At 42.7% G+C, this 16,049-nt stretch carries 19 protein-coding genes and 1 pseudogene; 16 read left to right on the top strand and 4 right to left on the bottom strand.

Annotated features, from left to right (window positions below; translation table 11 throughout):
* Nucleotides 1–3 precede the first annotated feature (3 nt).
* From D8848_RS07720 to yidD, 16 genes and pseudogenes are all read left to right on the top strand, one after another.
* Nucleotides 4–1,071 (top strand): ABC transporter ATP-binding protein, encoded by a 1,068-nt coding sequence (locus D8848_RS07720; RefSeq protein WP_042900320.1) that lies wholly within the window; start codon nt 4–6, stop codon nt 1,069–1,071.
* Nucleotides 1,072–1,081: 10 nt separating this feature from the next.
* Entirely contained in the window at nt 1,082–2,008 is a 927-nt protein-coding gene (locus D8848_RS07715; RefSeq protein ID WP_049523558.1) for an ATP-binding cassette domain-containing protein, read from the top strand.
* A gap of 452 nt (nt 2,009–2,460) precedes the next feature.
* Nucleotides 2,461–3,438 carry an ABC transporter substrate-binding protein gene (locus D8848_RS07710; RefSeq protein WP_125443406.1) on the top strand — a complete coding sequence of 326 codons (978 nt, stop codon included), beginning with the start codon at nt 2,461–2,463 and terminating at the stop codon, nt 3,436–3,438.
* A gap of 11 nt (nt 3,439–3,449) precedes the next feature.
* A complete protein-coding gene (locus D8848_RS07705; RefSeq protein WP_125443405.1) occupies nt 3,450–4,343 on the top strand; it encodes an ABC transporter permease in 894 nt (297 codons plus the stop codon).
* 12 nt (nt 4,344–4,355) lie between these two features.
* Nucleotides 4,356–5,159, top strand: a complete 804-nt coding sequence (locus D8848_RS07700; protein ID WP_125443404.1) for an ABC transporter ATP-binding protein — start codon at nt 4,356–4,358, stop codon at nt 5,157–5,159.
* A gap of 69 nt (nt 5,160–5,228) precedes the next feature.
* Nucleotides 5,229–5,816, top strand: a pseudogene (locus tag D8848_RS07695) (alpha-amylase family glycosyl hydrolase); the annotation flags it as partial.
* Nucleotides 5,817–5,957: 141 nt separating this feature from the next.
* Nucleotides 5,958–6,206, top strand: a complete 249-nt coding sequence (locus tag D8848_RS07690; protein WP_000364990.1) for a YneF family protein — start codon at nt 5,958–5,960, stop codon at nt 6,204–6,206.
* A gap of 199 nt (nt 6,207–6,405) precedes the next feature.
* Nucleotides 6,406–7,200 (top strand): glutamate racemase, encoded by a 795-nt coding sequence (racE, locus tag D8848_RS07685; protein WP_125443402.1) that lies wholly within the window; start codon nt 6,406–6,408, stop codon nt 7,198–7,200.
* Entirely contained in the window at nt 7,158–8,168 is a 1,011-nt protein-coding gene (locus D8848_RS07680) for a nucleoside-triphosphate diphosphatase (RefSeq protein ID WP_376738625.1), read from the top strand. The genes racE and D8848_RS07680 overlap by 43 nt, the downstream gene beginning before the upstream one ends.
* Nucleotides 8,144–8,665 carry a metallophosphoesterase gene (locus tag D8848_RS07675; RefSeq protein WP_020902175.1) on the top strand — a complete coding sequence of 174 codons (522 nt, stop codon included), beginning with the start codon at nt 8,144–8,146 and terminating at the stop codon, nt 8,663–8,665. The genes D8848_RS07680 and D8848_RS07675 overlap by 25 nt, the downstream gene beginning before the upstream one ends.
* Nucleotides 8,662–9,123, top strand: a complete 462-nt coding sequence (gene cbpB, locus D8848_RS07670) for a cyclic-di-AMP-binding protein CbpB (RefSeq protein WP_049543743.1) — start codon at nt 8,662–8,664, stop codon at nt 9,121–9,123. Before D8848_RS07675 ends, cbpB begins: the two co-directional genes overlap by 4 nt.
* A complete protein-coding gene (gene xerD, locus D8848_RS07665) occupies nt 9,120–9,854 on the top strand; it encodes a site-specific tyrosine recombinase XerD (RefSeq protein WP_312023120.1) in 735 nt (244 codons plus the stop codon). Before cbpB ends, xerD begins: the two co-directional genes overlap by 4 nt.
* Entirely contained in the window at nt 9,854–10,582 is a 729-nt protein-coding gene (locus D8848_RS07660) for a segregation/condensation protein A (RefSeq protein WP_084887514.1), read from the top strand. The genes xerD and D8848_RS07660 overlap by 1 nt, the downstream gene beginning before the upstream one ends.
* A gap of 18 nt (nt 10,583–10,600) precedes the next feature.
* Nucleotides 10,601–11,170: an SMC-Scp complex subunit ScpB gene (scpB, locus tag D8848_RS07655; protein ID WP_125443401.1), complete on the top strand. Its 570-nt coding sequence runs from the start codon at nt 10,601–10,603 to the stop codon at nt 11,168–11,170.
* Complete coding sequence (locus tag D8848_RS07650; protein ID WP_001222228.1) at nt 11,157–11,879, top strand: pseudouridine synthase; 723 nt, start codon at nt 11,157–11,159, stop codon at nt 11,877–11,879. The genes scpB and D8848_RS07650 overlap by 14 nt, the downstream gene beginning before the upstream one ends.
* A complete protein-coding gene (gene yidD / locus D8848_RS07645; RefSeq protein WP_125443400.1) occupies nt 11,879–12,121 on the top strand; it encodes a membrane protein insertion efficiency factor YidD in 243 nt (80 codons plus the stop codon). The genes D8848_RS07650 and yidD overlap by 1 nt, the downstream gene beginning before the upstream one ends.
* 106 nt (nt 12,122–12,227) lie before the next feature.
* On the opposite strand, the gene D8848_RS07640 is transcribed toward yidD, so the two are convergent.
* The 4 genes from D8848_RS07640 to D8848_RS07625 form a co-directional block, all read right to left on the bottom strand.
* A complete protein-coding gene (locus D8848_RS07640) occupies nt 12,228–13,193 on the bottom strand; it encodes a siderophore ABC transporter substrate-binding protein (protein ID WP_125443399.1) in 966 nt (321 codons plus the stop codon).
* A gap of 99 nt (nt 13,194–13,292) precedes the next feature.
* The gene (locus D8848_RS07635) at nt 13,293–14,045 is read right to left on the bottom strand and encodes an iron ABC transporter ATP-binding protein (protein WP_125450663.1); all 753 of its coding nucleotides are present in this window, start codon (nt 14,043–14,045) and stop codon (nt 13,293–13,295) included.
* A complete protein-coding gene (locus D8848_RS07630) occupies nt 14,042–14,998 on the bottom strand; it encodes an iron chelate uptake ABC transporter family permease subunit (protein ID WP_125393126.1) in 957 nt (318 codons plus the stop codon). Before D8848_RS07630 ends, D8848_RS07635 begins: the two co-directional genes overlap by 4 nt.
* Nucleotides 14,988–15,947, bottom strand: a complete 960-nt coding sequence (locus D8848_RS07625) for an ABC transporter permease (RefSeq protein WP_185756872.1) — start codon at nt 15,945–15,947, stop codon at nt 14,988–14,990. Before D8848_RS07625 ends, D8848_RS07630 begins: the two co-directional genes overlap by 11 nt.
* Nucleotides 15,948–16,049 lie beyond the last annotated feature (102 nt).

The following is a 16,049-nucleotide window of genomic DNA, read 5'->3' as shown; positions in this document are numbered from 1 at the left end:
GAAATGACAAAAGAAAAAAATGTAATTTTGACTGCTCGCGATATTGTCGTGGAATTTGACGTTCGTGACAAAGTATTGACAGCCATTCGCGGCGTTTCCCTTGAACTAGTTGAAGGAGAAGTATTAGCCTTGGTAGGTGAGTCAGGATCAGGGAAATCTGTTTTGACAAAGACTTTCACAGGTATGCTTGAAGAAAATGGTCGCATTGCCCAAGGAAGTATTGACTACCGTGGTCAGGACTTGACAGCCTTGTCTTCTCACAAGGATTGGGAACAAATTCGTGGTGCTAAGATTGCGACTATCTTCCAAGATCCAATGACTAGTTTGGACCCAATTAAAACAATTGGTAGTCAGATTACAGAAGTTATTGTAAAACACCAAGGCAAAACAGCTAAAGAAGCGAAAGAATTGGCGATTGACTACATGAATAAGGTTGGGATTCCAGATGCAGATAGACGTTTTGATGAATACCCATTCCAATATTCTGGAGGGATGCGTCAACGTATCGTTATTGCTATTGCCCTTGCCTGCCGACCTGATGTCTTGATCTGTGATGAGCCAACAACTGCCTTGGATGTAACCATCCAAGCACAGATTATTGATTTGCTAAAATCTTTACAAAACGAGTACCATTTCACAACAATCTTTATCACCCATGACCTTGGTGTGGTAGCAAGTATTGCGGATAAGGTAGCAGTTATGTATGCGGGAGAAATCGTTGAGTATGGAACTGTTGAGGAAGTCTTCTATGACCCTCGCCATCCATATACATGGAGTCTCTTGTCTAGCTTGCCTCAGCTTGCTGATGATAAAGGGGAACTTTACTCAATCCCAGGAACACCTCCGTCACTTTATACTGACCTGAAAGGGGATGCCTTTGCCTTGCGTTCTGACTATGCAATGCAGATTGACTTTGAACAAAAAGCTCCTCAATTCTCAGTATCAGAGACACATTGGGCTAAAACTTGGCTACTTCATGAGGATGCTCCAAAAGTAGAAAAACCAGCTGTGATTGCAAATCTTCACGATAAGATCCGTGATAAAATGGGATTTGCCCATCTGGCTGACTAGGAGGAAGGAAATGTCTGAAAAATTAGTAGAAATCAAAGATTTAGAAATTTCCTTCGGTGAAGGAAGTAAGAAGTTTGTCGCGGTTAAAAATGCTAACTTCTTTATCAACAAGGGAGAAACTTTCTCGCTTGTAGGTGAGTCAGGTAGTGGGAAAACAACTATTGGTCGTGCTATCATCGGTCTCAATGATACAAGTAATGGAGATATCATTTTTGAAGGTCAAAAGATTAATGGTAAGAAATCGCGTGAACAAGCTGCAGAATTGATTCGTCGTATCCAGATGATTTTTCAAGACCCTGCCGCAAGTTTGAATGAACGTGCGACTGTTGATTATATTATTTCAGAAGGTCTTTACAATCATCATCTGTTCAAGGATGAAGAAGAACGTAAAGAGAAAGTTAAAAATATTATTCGTGAAGTGGGGCTTCTTGCTGAGCACTTGACTCGTTACCCTCATGAATTCTCAGGTGGTCAACGTCAACGTATCGGTATTGCCCGTGCCTTGGTCATGCAACCAGACTTTGTTATTGCGGATGAGCCCATTTCAGCCTTGGACGTTTCTGTGCGTGCTCAAGTCTTGAACTTGCTCAAAAAATTCCAAAAAGAACTTGGTTTGACCTATCTCTTCATCGCCCATGACTTGTCGGTTGTTCGCTTTATTTCAGATCGTATCGCAGTTATTTATAAGGGTGTTATTGTAGAGGTTGCAGAAACAGAAGAATTGTTTAATAATCCAATTCACCCATATACTCAGGCCTTGCTTTCAGCTGTACCAATTCCAGACCCAATCTTGGAACGTAAGAAGGTCTTGAAAGTATATGATCCAGATCAACATGATTATGAGACAGATAAGCCATCTATGGTAGAAATCCGTCCAGGTCACTATGTTTGGGCTAACCAAGCCGAATTGGCGCGTTACCAACAAGGGTTAAACTAATAATGGTTTTATAATTTCCATGTCAACTTTTATGGAAATTATAAACCTTTTTTTGTTGGACTGATTTGAAAGTCTTTGAAAGCTCCTTGAAAGAATTTTCGAAAAATTTTAAAAAATTCTGAAATATTCTTGACAGGTGATGAAAAAGGTGGTAAGATAGGAAACATCAAAAAAGAAAGCAGAAAAAGAAATGAATAAGAGACAAGCTGTAATTATGAATCAAAACTTTTACTTTAGCTACTTTAGATAGTGTTTGTAGACATGTCACCATGGATGCAAACAGTTCAAGCAATTTGTTTGTATCTATGTGGCTAAGATTTTTGATTGTGGTCCATATAGATGAATATCTAAATGGACTAGCTAAGTTGTAACTTGTTAGATTATTTCAAGCATCCGTTTAGATATTATCTAGGCGGTTTTTTGTTTTATCTTTTCTGAGAAGGAGTTTCATTATGAAAGTTGTTCGAAAATTACTAGCACCCCTCTTGGTAGTGGGGATTCTCTTGACCTCTCTGATCAGTTTGCATCAGTTGAAGGCAGATAAGAAAAAAGATGTGTTTCGTATCGGTATTTCTCAGTTTATTACCCACCAGTCTCTAGACGCTACTAGAGAAGGGTTTGTGGATGAACTGGCTAAACAAGGCTATGTTGAGGGGGAAAATATTGAGATTGATTTGCAAAATGCACAGGGAGAACAAAGAAATCTAAAAACGATTTCCCAGCAACTAGCAGAATCTAGTGATGTCGTTCTAGCTATCGCAACGCCTTCTGCTCAGAGCTTGGCCAATACAACACAAACGACACCGGTTATCTTTTCAGCGGTAACAGATCCTGTCAGTGCCAAGTTGGTTGAGTCAAGAGAACACCCTGGGGGCAATGTGACTGGGACAAGCGACCAGTCATCAGATGCCATTTCAACCCAAATCAATTTGATAAAGAAAGTGTTACCAAAGGCTAAAACGATTGGAATTCTCTATACTCAGAGCGAGCCAAACTCAGTTGTCCAAAAGGATGAAGCTAAGCGCCTTCTGGAAGAAAAAGGCTTTACTGTTGTTGAAAAAACAATCTTGGACAGTAACAACGTCAAGGCGGCAGCAGAAAGCTTGATGGCAGAGGTGGATATGGTTTTTGTACCAACGGATAATATCATTTCATCAACCATGGAAACAGTCAAGCAGGTTTCTATTAAACACAAGGTTCCAGTATTCGGTGGTTCAACAGAAATGATTGCTGTTGGTGGCTTGTATAACTACGGAACCAATTATGAAGAATTGGGAAGACAGACAGCTCGCATGCTGATTCGTGTTTTAAAAGGTGAAAGGCCAGAAAATATAGCAGTTGAGTTGCCTGAAAAACTGGAATTGCATACCAATCAAGAAATGGCAGATGCATTGGGAATTGATATTAGTAAGTTAGAAGGCAAGGAATAAGGAGGTTTGAGATGAATTTTGTATTATCTAGTTTATCAGAAGGTTTGTTGTGGTCGATTATGGCGATTGGGGTCTACTTGACTTTCCGTATTTTGGATATTGCGGATATGACTGCTGAAGGAGCCTTTCCACTGGGGGCTGCTGTCGTCGTATCTCAGATACAGGCAGGGACAAATCCTTGGATTGCGACTTTACTTGCTTTGTTTGCAGGTATGGTAGCAGGTCTAGTATCAGGAATGCTCCACACCAAGATGAAAATTCCAGCTCTCTTGACAGGTATTGTGACCTTGACAGGGCTTTATTCAATCAATATTAAAATCATGGGAAGCGTGCCTAATCTTTCCTTGGGAGATTCTTCAACTGTTTTTAAACAGTTGGCTAGCTTGGGACTGACAACTGAAGAAGCTGTTTTCTCATTCAGTTTGGCCTGTCTCTTACTTGTTTGTTTGGTCTTGACTCTTTTGATGAAAACAGAGATTGGCTTGGTCTTGCGTTCGACTGGGGACAATATTCCTATGAGTGAGGCCAATGGGGTCAATGTAGACACGATGAAGATTGTTGCTTACATGATTTCAAACGGCTTGATTGCCCTATGTGGTTCCTTGTTTGCCCAAAATGATGGATTTTCAGATGTGACTTCTGGGACAGGAACCATTGTTGTTGGTTTGAGTGCAGTCATTATTGCGGAAGTCTTGATACACGATTTGACCATTGGAAGCCGCTTATTATCCATCGGAATCGGTGCTATTGTTTACCGTTTGATTATTTTAAATATCTATGAAATTCCAAATCTAGATCAAAATCTAGTTCGTCTCTTTAATGCAATCTTGCTCGCTTTAGTTTTATTTGCACCAGAATTGCAAAAGAGATTAAAGATTCGTGGTCTGAAATTGAGAAATGAATAGGAGGAGAAAGTTATGGCAAGTTTGTTAACACTTGAAAATATTCACAAAACATTTGAAGCAGGGACGGTCAATGAGAACCATGTCCTCAAAGGGTTAGATTTAGAGGTTGAAGAGGGAGATTTTATCTCTGTGATTGGTGGAAATGGAGCAGGGAAATCCACTTTGATGAATATCTTGGCTGGCAATCTATCTGTGGATGAAGGGGACCTTCTACTGGCAGGCAAATCCATTAAAAATCTGAGTGTCAGAAAGAGAGCCAAGGATATTGCCCGTGTTTTTCAAGATCCGAAGATGGGGACAGCTTCTCGTTTGACGATTGAGGAGAATATGGCTATTGCCTTGAGACGCGGGCAGAAGAGAGGGCTTGGCTGGGGCGTGAAGGAGAAGGATAGAATCCAGTTTCAAGAAGCCTTGAAAGAGTTGAATATTGGTCTTGAAAACCGCTTGAAAGTAGATACTCAATACCTTTCAGGAGGACAAAGACAGGCCTTGACCCTAGTCATGGCAGCTCTGGTGAAACCTAAACTCTTGCTTTTGGATGAACATACTGCGGCACTTGACCCGAAAACTAGTCAAATGGTGATGGATTTGACGCAAAAGATTGTGGAACACCATCAGTTGACGACTTTGATGATTACCCACGATATGAACCATGCGATTGAGTATGGTAATCGTCTCATTATGCTCTATCAAGGCAAGATAGTGGTGGATGTCAAGGGAGATGAGAAAAAGCATCTGACGGTTGAAGATCTCATGCATCTCTTCCAGAAAAATAGTGGGCAAAGCCTAGTTAGTGATGAATTGGTTTTGGGATAAAGAAAAAGGCTGAGATCTGGTGTCTCAGTCTTTTATTTCTTACGCTTTGCAAAATCTACAAATAGAAATTCTCGTGGAACACCTTATATTTATATGGGCGAGGAAATCGGGATGATTGACCCAGACTATGATTCTATGGATAATTATGTGGATGTCGAATCGCTCAATGCTTATCAGATGCTCTTAGAAGAAGGGAAGAGTCAGGAAGAAGCCTTCCAGATTATTCAGGCTAAGTCGCGTGATAATTCACGAATTCCCATGCAGTGGGATTCTTCGGAAAATGCAGGCTTCACAGCAGGTACTCCTTGCCTCAAGGCAGGAAAATCCTACCCTCACATCAATGTAGAAAATGAAATCCAAGGTCCGATTTTCACCTTCTACCAAGACTTGATTCGACTTCGTAAAGAAATGCCTATCATCTCAGAAGGAAGTTACAAACCAGCCTTTGAAGATAGCAAACAAGTCTATGCTTTTGAACGCCAGTATGAGGCTCAAAAGTTACTAGTGCTCAATAATTTTTATGCCACAGAAGTGGAAATCGATTTACCAGTAGCCTACCAAAATGGACAAATTTTGCTTTCAAACTATGAAGATGCAGAAGTGTCTGAAAAAATTCTACTAAAACCGTATCAAACGCTGGCTATTTATGTAAATTAAACTTAGTAAGGAGCCCTCTTTCGCAGAAAAGCAGGGTTCTTTTTGCTGTTTATTCCATCCCTGAAAGCGTAAAACAAACTGGTCAGGGTGGCTAGTTTATGGTATAATGAAAGAGACTCAAAAAGAAACAGGAGAAAAATGATGGATTTACTTTTAGCAATTGTATTGATTGTGCTAGCTTTTCTAGGAGGAGCTCTTGGAGGAATGTACTTGGTTCGTAAGCAAATTGAAAAAGAATTCGCTGACAACCCACGTTTGAATGCTGAAGCAGTTCGTACTCTTTTGAGTGCAAATGGTCAAAAACCAAGCGAAGCTAAGGTACAACAAGTTTACCACCAAATCATCCGCCAACAAAAGGCAGCCCTTGCTAACAATAAAAAGAAAAAATAAATAAGGAAAAGTCTGGGATGAAAATTCCAGACTTCTCACTATGTTGGCTATGGTTTAGAGATGAGACTTTTTCCTTGCATTCTATTGATATTTGATTATGATTAAGAGAGATAGTTGTTGATGAAGTTGTTCTTCAGTTCATAAAGACAAGTAATCATAATGAACTATCAATCAGAAAAAAGACTAGAAAGAAGACTGTATGGATAATCGACCAATTGGTTTTTTGGATTCGGGTGTCGGGGGCTTGACCGTTGTGCGCGAGCTCATGCGCCAGCTTCCCCATGAAGAAATCGTCTATATTGGAGATTCGGCGAGGGCGCCCTATGGTCCCCGTCCTGCTGAGCAAATTCGTGAATATACTTGGCAGTTGGTTAACTTTCTTTTGACCAAGGATGTCAAGATGATTGTCATTGCTTGTAATACTGCGACTGCGGTCGTCTGGGAAGAAATCAAGGCTCAACTAGACATTCCTGTCCTAGGTGTGATTTTGCCAGGAGCTTCGGCAGCCATCAAGTCCAGTCAAGGTGGGAAAATCGGAGTCATTGGAACGCCCATGACGGTACAATCTGACATTTATCGTCAGAAAATCAATGATCTGGATCCTGATTTACAGGTGGAGAGTTTGGCCTGTCCCAAGTTTGCTCCCTTGGTGGAGTCGGGTGCCCTGTCAACCAGTGTCACCAAGAAAGTAGTCTATGAAACCCTGCGTCCCTTGGTTGGAAAGGTGGATAGTCTGATTTTGGGCTGTACCCATTATCCACTCCTCAGACCCATTATTCAAAATGTCATGGGGCCCAAGGTTCAACTTATCGATAGTGGGGCAGAGTGCGTACGAGACATTTCAGTCTTACTAAATTATTTTGAAATCAATCGTGGTCGCGATGCTGGACCACTCCATCACCGTTTTTACACAACAGCCAGCAGCCAAAGTTTTGCACAAATTGCTGAAGAATGGCTGGAAAAAGAAATTCATGTGGAGCATGTAGAATTATGACAAATAAAATTTATGAATACAAGGATGACCAGGATTGGTATGTCGGGTCCTATGGTATTTTTGGTGGCGTCCGGACGTTGACGGATGATGACTTGGATTTTCCTCTATTGGAGTTTGCCCAAAGATTTCGAGATGAGGATCGAGGTTTTCCTGTTTCTGTTACTGTTTTACGTTATGGTTCTCTCTACCGTTTATTGTCTTTTGTGGTAGATATCCTCAACCAAGAAATGGGACGAAATGTGGAAGTCATCCAACGTCAGGGGGCTTTACTCTTGGTTGAAAATGGGCAACTCCTGCATGTAGAATTGCCTAAAGAAGGTGTTGATGTAGAAGCCTTCTTTGAGACAAACAAGGTTAGAGAAACCTTATTGATTGCGACTCGTAACGAAGGCAAGACCAAGGAATTCCGAGCTATATTTGACAAGCTAGGCTACGATGTGGAAAATCTTAATGACTATCCTGACTTGCCTGAAGTAGCTGAAACAGGCATGACCTTCGAAGAAAATGCCCGTCTCAAGGCAGAAACCATTTCTCAATTAACGGGCAAGATGGTTTTGGCAGATGACTCAGGTCTCAAAGTCGATGTCCTTGGTGGCTTGCCAGGTGTCTGGTCAGCTCGTTTCGCAGGTGTGGGAGCTACTGACCGTGAAAACAATGCCAAACTCTTGCACGAATTGGCCATGGTCTTTGAACTCAAGGACCGCTCGGCTCAATTCCATACAACCCTAGTCGTGGCCAGTCCCAACAAGGAAAGTTTGGTTGTTGAAGCAGACTGGCCTGGCTACATTAACTTTGAACCTAAGGGTGAAAATGGATTTGGCTATGATCCCCTCTTCCTTGTGGGAGAGACAGGCAAGTCATCAGCTGAATTAACCCTTGAAGAAAAAAATAGTCAATCTCACCGTGCCTTGGCCGTTAAGAAACTTTTGGAGGTATTTCCATCATGGCAAAGCAAACCATCATTGTAATGAGCGATTCCCATGGCGATAGCTTGATTGTGGAAGAAATCCGTGATCGCTATGTGGGCAAAGTTGATGCCGTTTTTCATAATGGCGATTCTGAACTGCGTCCTGATTCTCCCCTTTGGGAAGGCATCCGTGTTGTTAAAGGGAACATGGACTTCTACGCCGGCTACCCAGAACGTTTGGTGACCGAGCTTGGTTCGACCAAGATTATCCAAACCCATGGTCACTTGTTTGACATCAATTTCAACTTTCAAAAGTTGGACTACTGGGCTCAGGAAGAAGAGGCCGATATCTGTCTCTATGGTCACTTGCATGTGCCAAATGCTTGGATGGAAGGAAAGACCCTCTTTCTAAATCCAGGTTCTATCAGTCAACCACGTGGGACCATCAGAGAATGTCTCTATGCTCGTGTGGAAATTGATGACAGTTATTTCAAAGTCGACTTTTTGACACGAGACCATGAGGTGTATCCGGGCTTGTCCAAGGAGTTTAGCCGATGATTGCCAAGGAGTTTGAGACTTTCTTGTTGGGGCAAGAAGAAACTTTTTTGACTCCTGCTAAAAATCTAGCTGTGTTGATTGATACTCACAATGCGGATCATGCGACCCTCTTGCTCAGTCAGATGACCTATACCCGTGTTCCCGTTGTGACAGATGAAAAACAGTTTGTTGGGACGATTGGGCTCAGAGATATTATGGCTTATCAGATGGAGCATGACTTGAGTCAAGAAATCATGGCAGATACGGATATCGTTCATATGACGAAAAGGAATGTAGCGGTTGTTTCGCCAGATTTTACCATTACGGAGGTCTTGCACAAGCTGGTAGATGAGTCTTTTTTACCTGTTGTGGACGCAGAAGGGATTTTCCAAGGGATTATCACGCGTAAGTCTATCCTCAAGGCTGTCAATGCTCTTTTGCATGACTTTAGTAAGGACTATGAAATTCGATGCAAATGAGAGATAGGATTTCAGACTTTTTAGAGGAAAAGCAGGGCTTGTCTGCCAATTCCAAGCAGTCCTATAAGTATGATCTGGAGCAATTTTTAGACATTGTAGGCGAGCGGATTTCTGAGACTAGTCTCAAGATTTACCAAGCCCAGTTAGCCAATCTAAAAATCAGCGCCCAGAAGCGAAAGATTTCGGCCTGTAACCAATTTCTCTACTTTCTCTATCAAAAAGGAGAAGTGGATAGCTTTTACCGCTTGGAATTAGCTAAACAAGCTGAAAAGAAGACCGAAAAGCCAGAACTGTTAGACCTAGCCTCTTTTTGGCAGGAAAGTGACTATTCAGAGGGGCGCTTGCTGGCTCTTCTTATCTTGGAAATAGGGCTCTTGCCGAGTGAGATTTTAGCTCTCAAGGTTGAGGATATCAATCTGGATTTTCAGGTGTTGCGAATCAAGAAGGCTTCCCAACAGAGGATTGTCAGCATTCCCACGAGCTTGCTTTCAGAATTGGAACCCTTGATGGGCCAGACCTACCTCTTTGAAAGGGGAGGGAAAGCCTATTCTCGTCAGTGGGCCTTTCGTCAGCTAGAGTCTTTTGTCAAGGAGAAAGGTTTTCCAGCCTTATCCGCTCAAGCCTTGCGGGAACAGTTTATTCTAAGACAAATAGAAAAGAAGGTCGATTTGTACGAAATTGCAAAAAAATTAGGATTAAAAACAGTCCTGACCTTAGAAAAATATAGATAATGGATATTAAATTAAAAGATTTTGAAGGGCCGCTGGACTTGCTCTTGCACCTGGTTTCTAAGTACCAGATGGATATCTACGATGTGCCCATTACGGAAGTTATCGAACAGTATCTAGCCTATGTTTCAACCCTGCAGGCCATGCGTCTGGAAGTGACGGGGGAGTACATGGTCATGGCCAGTCAGCTCATGCTGATCAAGAGTCGCAAACTCCTTCCAAAGGTAGCAGAAGTGACAGACTTGGAGGATGATCTAGAGCAGGATCTTCTCTCTCAAATCGAAGAATACCGCAAGTTCAAGCTCTTGGGGGAGCACTTGGAAGCCAAGCACCAAGATCGGGCCCAGTATTATTCCAAAGCGCCGACAGAGTTGATTTACGAAGATGCGGAGCTTGTGCATGACAAGACGACCATTGACCTCTTTTTGGCTTTTTCAAATATCCTATCCAAGAAAAAAGAGGAGTTTGCACAGAATCACACGACTATCTTGCGGGATGAGTATAAGATTGAGGACATGATGGTTATCGTGAAAGAGTCCTTGACTGGACGAGATCAATTGCGCTTGCAGGATTTGTTTAAGGAAGCCCAGAATGTCCAAGAGGTCATCACCCTCTTTTTGGCAACCCTAGAGTTAATCAAAACCCAGGAGCTGATTCTTGTGCAAGAGGAAAGTTTCGGAGATATTTATCTCATGGAAAAGAAGGAAGAAAGTCAAGTGGCCCAAAGCTAGACTTGATAGAGAGGAAAGATGAGTACTTTAGCAAAAATAGAAGCGCTATTGTTTGTAGCGGGTGAAGATGGGATTAGGGTCCGTCAGTTAGCTGAACTCCTCTCTCTGCCACCGACAGGCATCCAACAGAGTTTAGAAAAATTAGCCCAGAAGTATGAAAAGGACCCAGATTCCAGTTTGGCTCTGATTGAGACAGGTGGTGCTTACAGATTGGTGACCAAGCTTCAATTTGCAGAGATTTTGAAGGAATACTCTAAGGCACCTATCAACCAGAGTTTATCTCGGGCTGCCCTTGAGACCTTGTCCATCATTGCCTACAAACAGCCCATCACACGGATAGAAATTGATGCCATCCGTGGGGTCAACTCGAGTGGGGCCTTGGCAAAGTTGCAGGCCTTTGACTTGATACGAGAAGACGGGAAAAAAGAAGTGTTGGGGCGCCCCAACCTCTATGTGACAACGGACTATTTCCTAGATTACATGGGGATAAACCATTTAGAAGAATTACCAGTGATTGATGAGCTTGAGATTCAAGCCCAAGAAAGCCAATTATTTGGTGAAAGGATAGAAGAAGATGAGAATCAATAAGTATATTGCCCACGCAGGTGTGGCCAGTAGGAGAAAAGCAGAAGAGTTGATCAAGCAAGGCTTGGTGACGGTTAACGGCCAAGTGGTACGTGAACTAGCAACCACTATCAAGTCAGGCGACAAGGTCGAAGTTGAAGGTCAACCTATCTACAACGAAGAAAAGGTCTATTATCTGCTTAACAAACCACGCGGTGTTATTTCCAGTGTGACAGATGACAAGGGCCGAAAGACGGTTGTCGACCTCTTGCCCAACGTGAAAGAGCGCATCTACCCTGTAGGTCGTTTGGACTGGGATACATCAGGTGTCTTGATTTTGACCAATGATGGGGATTTTACGGATGAAATGATTCACCCCCGTAATGAGATTGACAAGGTCTATGTCGCACGTGTTAAAGGTGTGGCCAATAAGGACAATCTCCGCCCCTTGACCCGTGGACTTGAGATTGATGGCAAGAAAACCAAGCCAGCTGTCTATGAGATTCTCAAAGTGGACCCAGTTAAAAACCGCTCTGTGGTACAGTTGACCATCCATGAAGGGCGTAATCATCAGGTTAAAAAGATGTTTGAAGCTGTCGGTCTCCAAGTGGACAAGCTGTCACGGACACGTTTTGGACATCTAGACTTGACAGGCCTCCGTCCAGGTGAATCCCGTCGTCTTAATAAAAAAGAAATCAGTCAACTACACACCATGGCTGTAACCAAGAAATAATGAAACGAATTTTAATAGCGCCTGTGCGCTTTTACCAACGGTTTATCTCGCCAGCCTTTCCTCCCTCTTGTCGCTTTGAGCCAACTTGTTCAAACTACATGATTCAGGCTATTGAAAAACATGGCTTCAAGGGAGTTTTGATGGGCTTGGCTCGGATTTTACGTTGCCATCCCTGGTCGAAAACAGGTAAGGACCCCGTCCCAGACTACTTTTCCCTTAAACGAAATCAAGAAGGGGAATGAGGTTGGGCAAAAGGTTTCAAAATGATAAAAACGCATCCTATCAGGTTTGAGTAAACTTGATAGGATGCGTTTTAGAATGTAAAGATGTGATTGAGTTTAAAGTAGCTTATTTCAAGGCTTTTTGTGCGTCTTCAATCATGAGTTTTGTTGATTCTAGACCTCCTCCACTTAGATACCAGAGATCTGGTGTTAGTTGGATAATCTTACCATTTTTAGCGGCAGGAGTTTCAGCTATGAGGGCATTTTCGAGGACGCCGTCGTTGCTTGAGTTGTCACCACCGATGGCAAGGGTACGGTTGATGACAAAGAGGATATCAGGATTGATTTCTTTGACACTTTCAAAGCTGACTTCTTGTCCGTGGCGAGAATCTTCAAATTTTGCATCAGTTGGCTTGAATTTCAAGGTTTGGTACAAGAAAGAGAAACGAGATTGGGCACCAAAGGCAGCCATTTTTCCTTCGTTGAGGAGAATAGCGAGGGCTTTTTTGTCAGAACCTTCATTTTTAGTTGCGACTTCTTGGATGCTCTTGTCTAGCTTAGCTAATTCTTCTTTGGCTTTCTGTGTACCAGTTTCACCAAAGGCGCTTGCTAAGGATTCGATATTAGTCTTGGTAGAAGTCCAGTAGTCATCTTTGCCTGCTTGGAAGAGAACAGTCGGAGCGATTTCGTTGAACTTATCTACGAATTTTTGGGTACGTGGTGAAGCGATAATTAGGTCTGGTTCAAGAGCAGCAAGGGCTTCTAGGTCTGGCTCAACCATAGAACCAACATTTTTAACTTTTCCAGCTAGGTCTTTAAGATAAGTCGGAACAGTTTTTGTAGGCATTCCGACGATATTCTTTTCAAAACCTAAAGCGCGAATAGTATCCGCAGTACCGAGGTCAAAGGTCACAATCTTTTCAGGGACTTTTGAAAGTGTGACTACACCTAGTGAACTTTTAATGGTTACCTCTGTTGGAGCAGAGCTACTTGACTCCGTCTTACTAGTGCTTGAGTTTGTACTACATGCACCAAGTAGGAGCAAGAAGCTGGCCGCTAGGGCAGTGAGATAAAGTTTAAGGGATGTTTTCATGATTTCTCCTTTTTAAAATGTGATAACGATGTAGGGAGTCTCTTAGCTAGGTTTGTTAGCTAAGAGACAGAGGGTTCTCTAACTAGAGTTTCTATGTTACTAGCTATAGATACAGATCTTTTTGCCATTGATATCAGCCAGCGTGATGGGAATCTCATAGAGTTGACTAAGCAGGTCAGCCTGCATGATTTGAGCAGTCGTTCCCTTGCGAAAGACTTGGCCGTCCTTGAAGGCAACAATTTCATCCGCATATTGACTGGCCATGTTGATATCGTGGAGGACGATGATAATGGTCTTGCCGAGTTCCTCCACCAGTTGCTTGAGAATCTGCATCATGCTGACGCTTTGTTTGATGTCGAGATTGTTGAGCGGTTCGTCTAGCAAGATAAAGTCTGTATCTTGGGCTAGTACCATAGCGATAAAGACACGTTGGAGCTGTCCGCCAGATAGGCTATCGATATAGCGGTCTTTTAAGTTTGTCAGTTCCAGATAGTCCAGAGTTTCTCGGATTTTTTCCCAGTCTTCTGCTCTCAGTCGACCACGGCTGTAGGGAAAACGTCCAAAACTGACCAGTTCTTCAACAGTCAATTTGGCCTGGTAATTGATCTTCTGCTTTAGGATAGTCAGTTCTTTGGCTAGTTCTTGGGAATTCCAGCTTTCGATTTCACGGCCTTTGATACTGAGAATTCNCTGATCTTTCTTGGTCAGTCTGCTCATGATGGAGAGGAGAGTCGATTTTCCAGCACCATTTGGACCGATAAAGGCTGTCAGTTTCTGAGGACTGACTTCAAGCGAAATGCCTTGCAAAATATCCTGTTTTTGAATGGATTTGTCAATGTTTTCCAGTTTCACTGACGCGCCCTCCTATAAAGTAAGATAAAGAATAAGAAGCCACCTACACTCTCGATGATCATACTGATGCGAATTTCCAGTGCAAAGACTCGTTCAATCAGGGCCTGCCCCAAGGTCAAACTGATAAATCCGACCAGAATGGCTACGATAAAGAGTAGCTTGTGCCGATAGTCTTTGACAATCAGGTAGGTGAGGTTAGCCAGCATAAAGCCGAAGAAGGCCATAGGCCCTACCAAGGCAGTGGCCGTTGAGGTCAAAAGCACGATACCCCAGAGGAGTTCTCTCTGTTCTTTTTCAACATTGAGCCCCAATATCTGAGCCGTTTCTCTTTGCAGGTGCAAGACATCCAGAATGACTGCTTTTCGAAAGAAAAAGATTGTCAAAGCAAGGATAATCAAAGAGCCGATGACTAGGATGGAAGTGTTAAGATGTTGAAAGGAAGCAAAGAGACTGTTTTGCAGTTTATCATATTCGTTTGGATCCATCAGGACTTGGAGGAAGGTACTGATATTTCGAAAGAGACTTCCGAGGGCTAGACAGATCAACAAAATGAAGACAAGGTCTTGTTTCATCAGTGTCTTCAAGTAGCCTTGTAAGGCAAGAAAGAAGAGGGATTGAAGCAGAAGCAAAACTAGGAATTCTAAGATGGGAGACTTCCCGAGTTGAAGAAACTTACTTTCAAAAACCAGTAGTAGGGTTTGTAGTAGGACGTAGAAGGATTCGATTCCTAAAATACTTGGCGTCAGGAAACGATTTTCCGTCAAGGTTTGAAAACTAATGGTCGAAATCCCAGTCGCGATAGCTACCAAGAGATAAACGATGATCTTTTGGGAACGCAACTTCCAAGCAAAGGCTGACAAGTGAGCGATGGGCCAAAAATAGAGGAGACAAGCTCCGATGGCCAGAATAATGAGAAGGCAGAAGAGTTTGGTATGTTTACTTTTAAACTGCATCTTTTCGTCCCCCTCTCCAGAGAAGTAGGATAAAGACGAGGCTACCGATGATTCCTAGCAAGAGACTGACAGACAGCTCATAGGGCCTAATCAAGATTCGAGAGAGGATGTCGCAGGCTAGGACCAGATTGGTACCGACAAGTGCGACCATGAGTTTGGTTTGACTTAGATTATCTCCATAGTGCTTGCGAACAAGATTGGGAACAATAACTCCGAGGAAAGGCAAGCCACCCACGGTAATCATGGTGACGCTAGTCGTTAGTGCTACCAAAAAGAGAGCCAGTTTTTCAAGTAGGGAGTAGGAAATCCCCAAACTCTCACTGGCTTCCTTGCCCAGATTCATGATGGTAAAGGTTTGGGATAATTTCCAAACGGCTATCAGGATAATGAGGCCTAAAAAGAGCCATTCATACTGATGAGTCTGAATCATGGAGAAGGAGCCCTGGGTCCAAGCTGTCATACTCTGAACCAGATTGAAACGGTAGGCGATAACTTCTGTCACAGAACCGATAATCCCGCTATAGATGATCCCAATCAAAGGCAACATCCACCTTTCCTTTACGGTAAAAATGGTCATAAAGGCTAGGAAGAAGAGAGTAAATACGATGGATGAAACAAAAGCGAAGAGCATCTTTTGGGTCAGACTAGCCGACGGAAAGACAAAGAGGCTCAATACCATTCCTAGTTTAGCGGCTTCAGTGGTCCCAACTGTACTCGGAGCAGCAAACTGATTTTGGGTGATGGTTTGCATGAGGAGCCCTGCCATACTCATACTAGAGGCAGTTAGGAGAATACTAATCGTTCTTGGAAGGCGTGACTCTTGAAAGAGGAGCCAAGTTTCATGATCCAGAGCAAAAAGCTTTCCCCAAGAAAAATCACTGGTCCCAATGCTAATAGAGAGAAAGACTAGGAGTAGAAGTAAGCCAATTAAATAATGAGAAAGTTTCATACCCCATCCTTTTATGTAGATTTGGTATCGAAAGATACCTGCGGATATTACTGTAACACGATTTCTTTAATCTGTCAATAAATTTTCTGACAATTTAATGAA

The sequence above is a fragment of the Streptococcus mitis genome (assembly GCF_003942775.1).
GTDB classification, from domain to species: domain Bacteria; phylum Bacillota; class Bacilli; order Lactobacillales; family Streptococcaceae; genus Streptococcus; species Streptococcus mitis_CN.
This window is presented reverse-complemented; position numbering and strand designations above follow the sequence as displayed.

Coding starts and splice junctions, on each gene's coding strand:
- D8848_RS07720 (WP_042900320.1), top strand. CDS start 4: ATGACAAAAGAAAAAAATGTAATTTTGACTGCTCGCGATATTGTCGTG.
- D8848_RS07715 (WP_049523558.1), top strand. CDS start 1,082: ATGTCTGAAAAATTAGTAGAAATCAAAGATTTAGAAATTTCCTTCGGT.
- D8848_RS07710 (WP_125443406.1), top strand. CDS start 2,461: ATGAAAGTTGTTCGAAAATTACTAGCACCCCTCTTGGTAGTGGGGATT.
- D8848_RS07705 (WP_125443405.1), top strand. CDS start 3,450: ATGAATTTTGTATTATCTAGTTTATCAGAAGGTTTGTTGTGGTCGATT.
- D8848_RS07700 (WP_125443404.1), top strand. CDS start 4,356: ATGGCAAGTTTGTTAACACTTGAAAATATTCACAAAACATTTGAAGCA.
- D8848_RS07690 (WP_000364990.1), top strand. CDS start 5,958: ATGGATTTACTTTTAGCAATTGTATTGATTGTGCTAGCTTTTCTAGGA.
- racE (WP_125443402.1), top strand. CDS start 6,406: ATGGATAATCGACCAATTGGTTTTTTGGATTCGGGTGTCGGGGGCTTG.
- D8848_RS07680 (WP_376738625.1), top strand. CDS start 7,158: ATGGCTGGAAAAAGAAATTCATGTGGAGCATGTAGAATTATGACAAAT.
- D8848_RS07675 (WP_020902175.1), top strand. CDS start 8,144: ATGGCAAAGCAAACCATCATTGTAATGAGCGATTCCCATGGCGATAGC.
- cbpB (WP_049543743.1), top strand. CDS start 8,662: ATGATTGCCAAGGAGTTTGAGACTTTCTTGTTGGGGCAAGAAGAAACT.
- xerD (WP_312023120.1), top strand. CDS start 9,120: ATGAGAGATAGGATTTCAGACTTTTTAGAGGAAAAGCAGGGCTTGTCT.
- D8848_RS07660 (WP_084887514.1), top strand. CDS start 9,854: ATGGATATTAAATTAAAAGATTTTGAAGGGCCGCTGGACTTGCTCTTG.
- scpB (WP_125443401.1), top strand. CDS start 10,601: ATGAGTACTTTAGCAAAAATAGAAGCGCTATTGTTTGTAGCGGGTGAA.
- D8848_RS07650 (WP_001222228.1), top strand. CDS start 11,157: ATGAGAATCAATAAGTATATTGCCCACGCAGGTGTGGCCAGTAGGAGA.
- yidD (WP_125443400.1), top strand. CDS start 11,879: ATGAAACGAATTTTAATAGCGCCTGTGCGCTTTTACCAACGGTTTATC.
- D8848_RS07640 (WP_125443399.1), bottom strand. CDS start 13,193: ATGAAAACATCCCTTAAACTTTATCTCACTGCCCTAGCGGCCAGCTTC.
- D8848_RS07630 (WP_125393126.1), bottom strand. CDS start 14,998: ATGCAGTTTAAAAGTAAACATACCAAACTCTTCTGCCTTCTCATTATT.
- D8848_RS07625 (WP_185756872.1), bottom strand. CDS start 15,947: ATGAAACTTTCTCATTATTTAATTGGCTTACTTCTACTCCTAGTCTTT.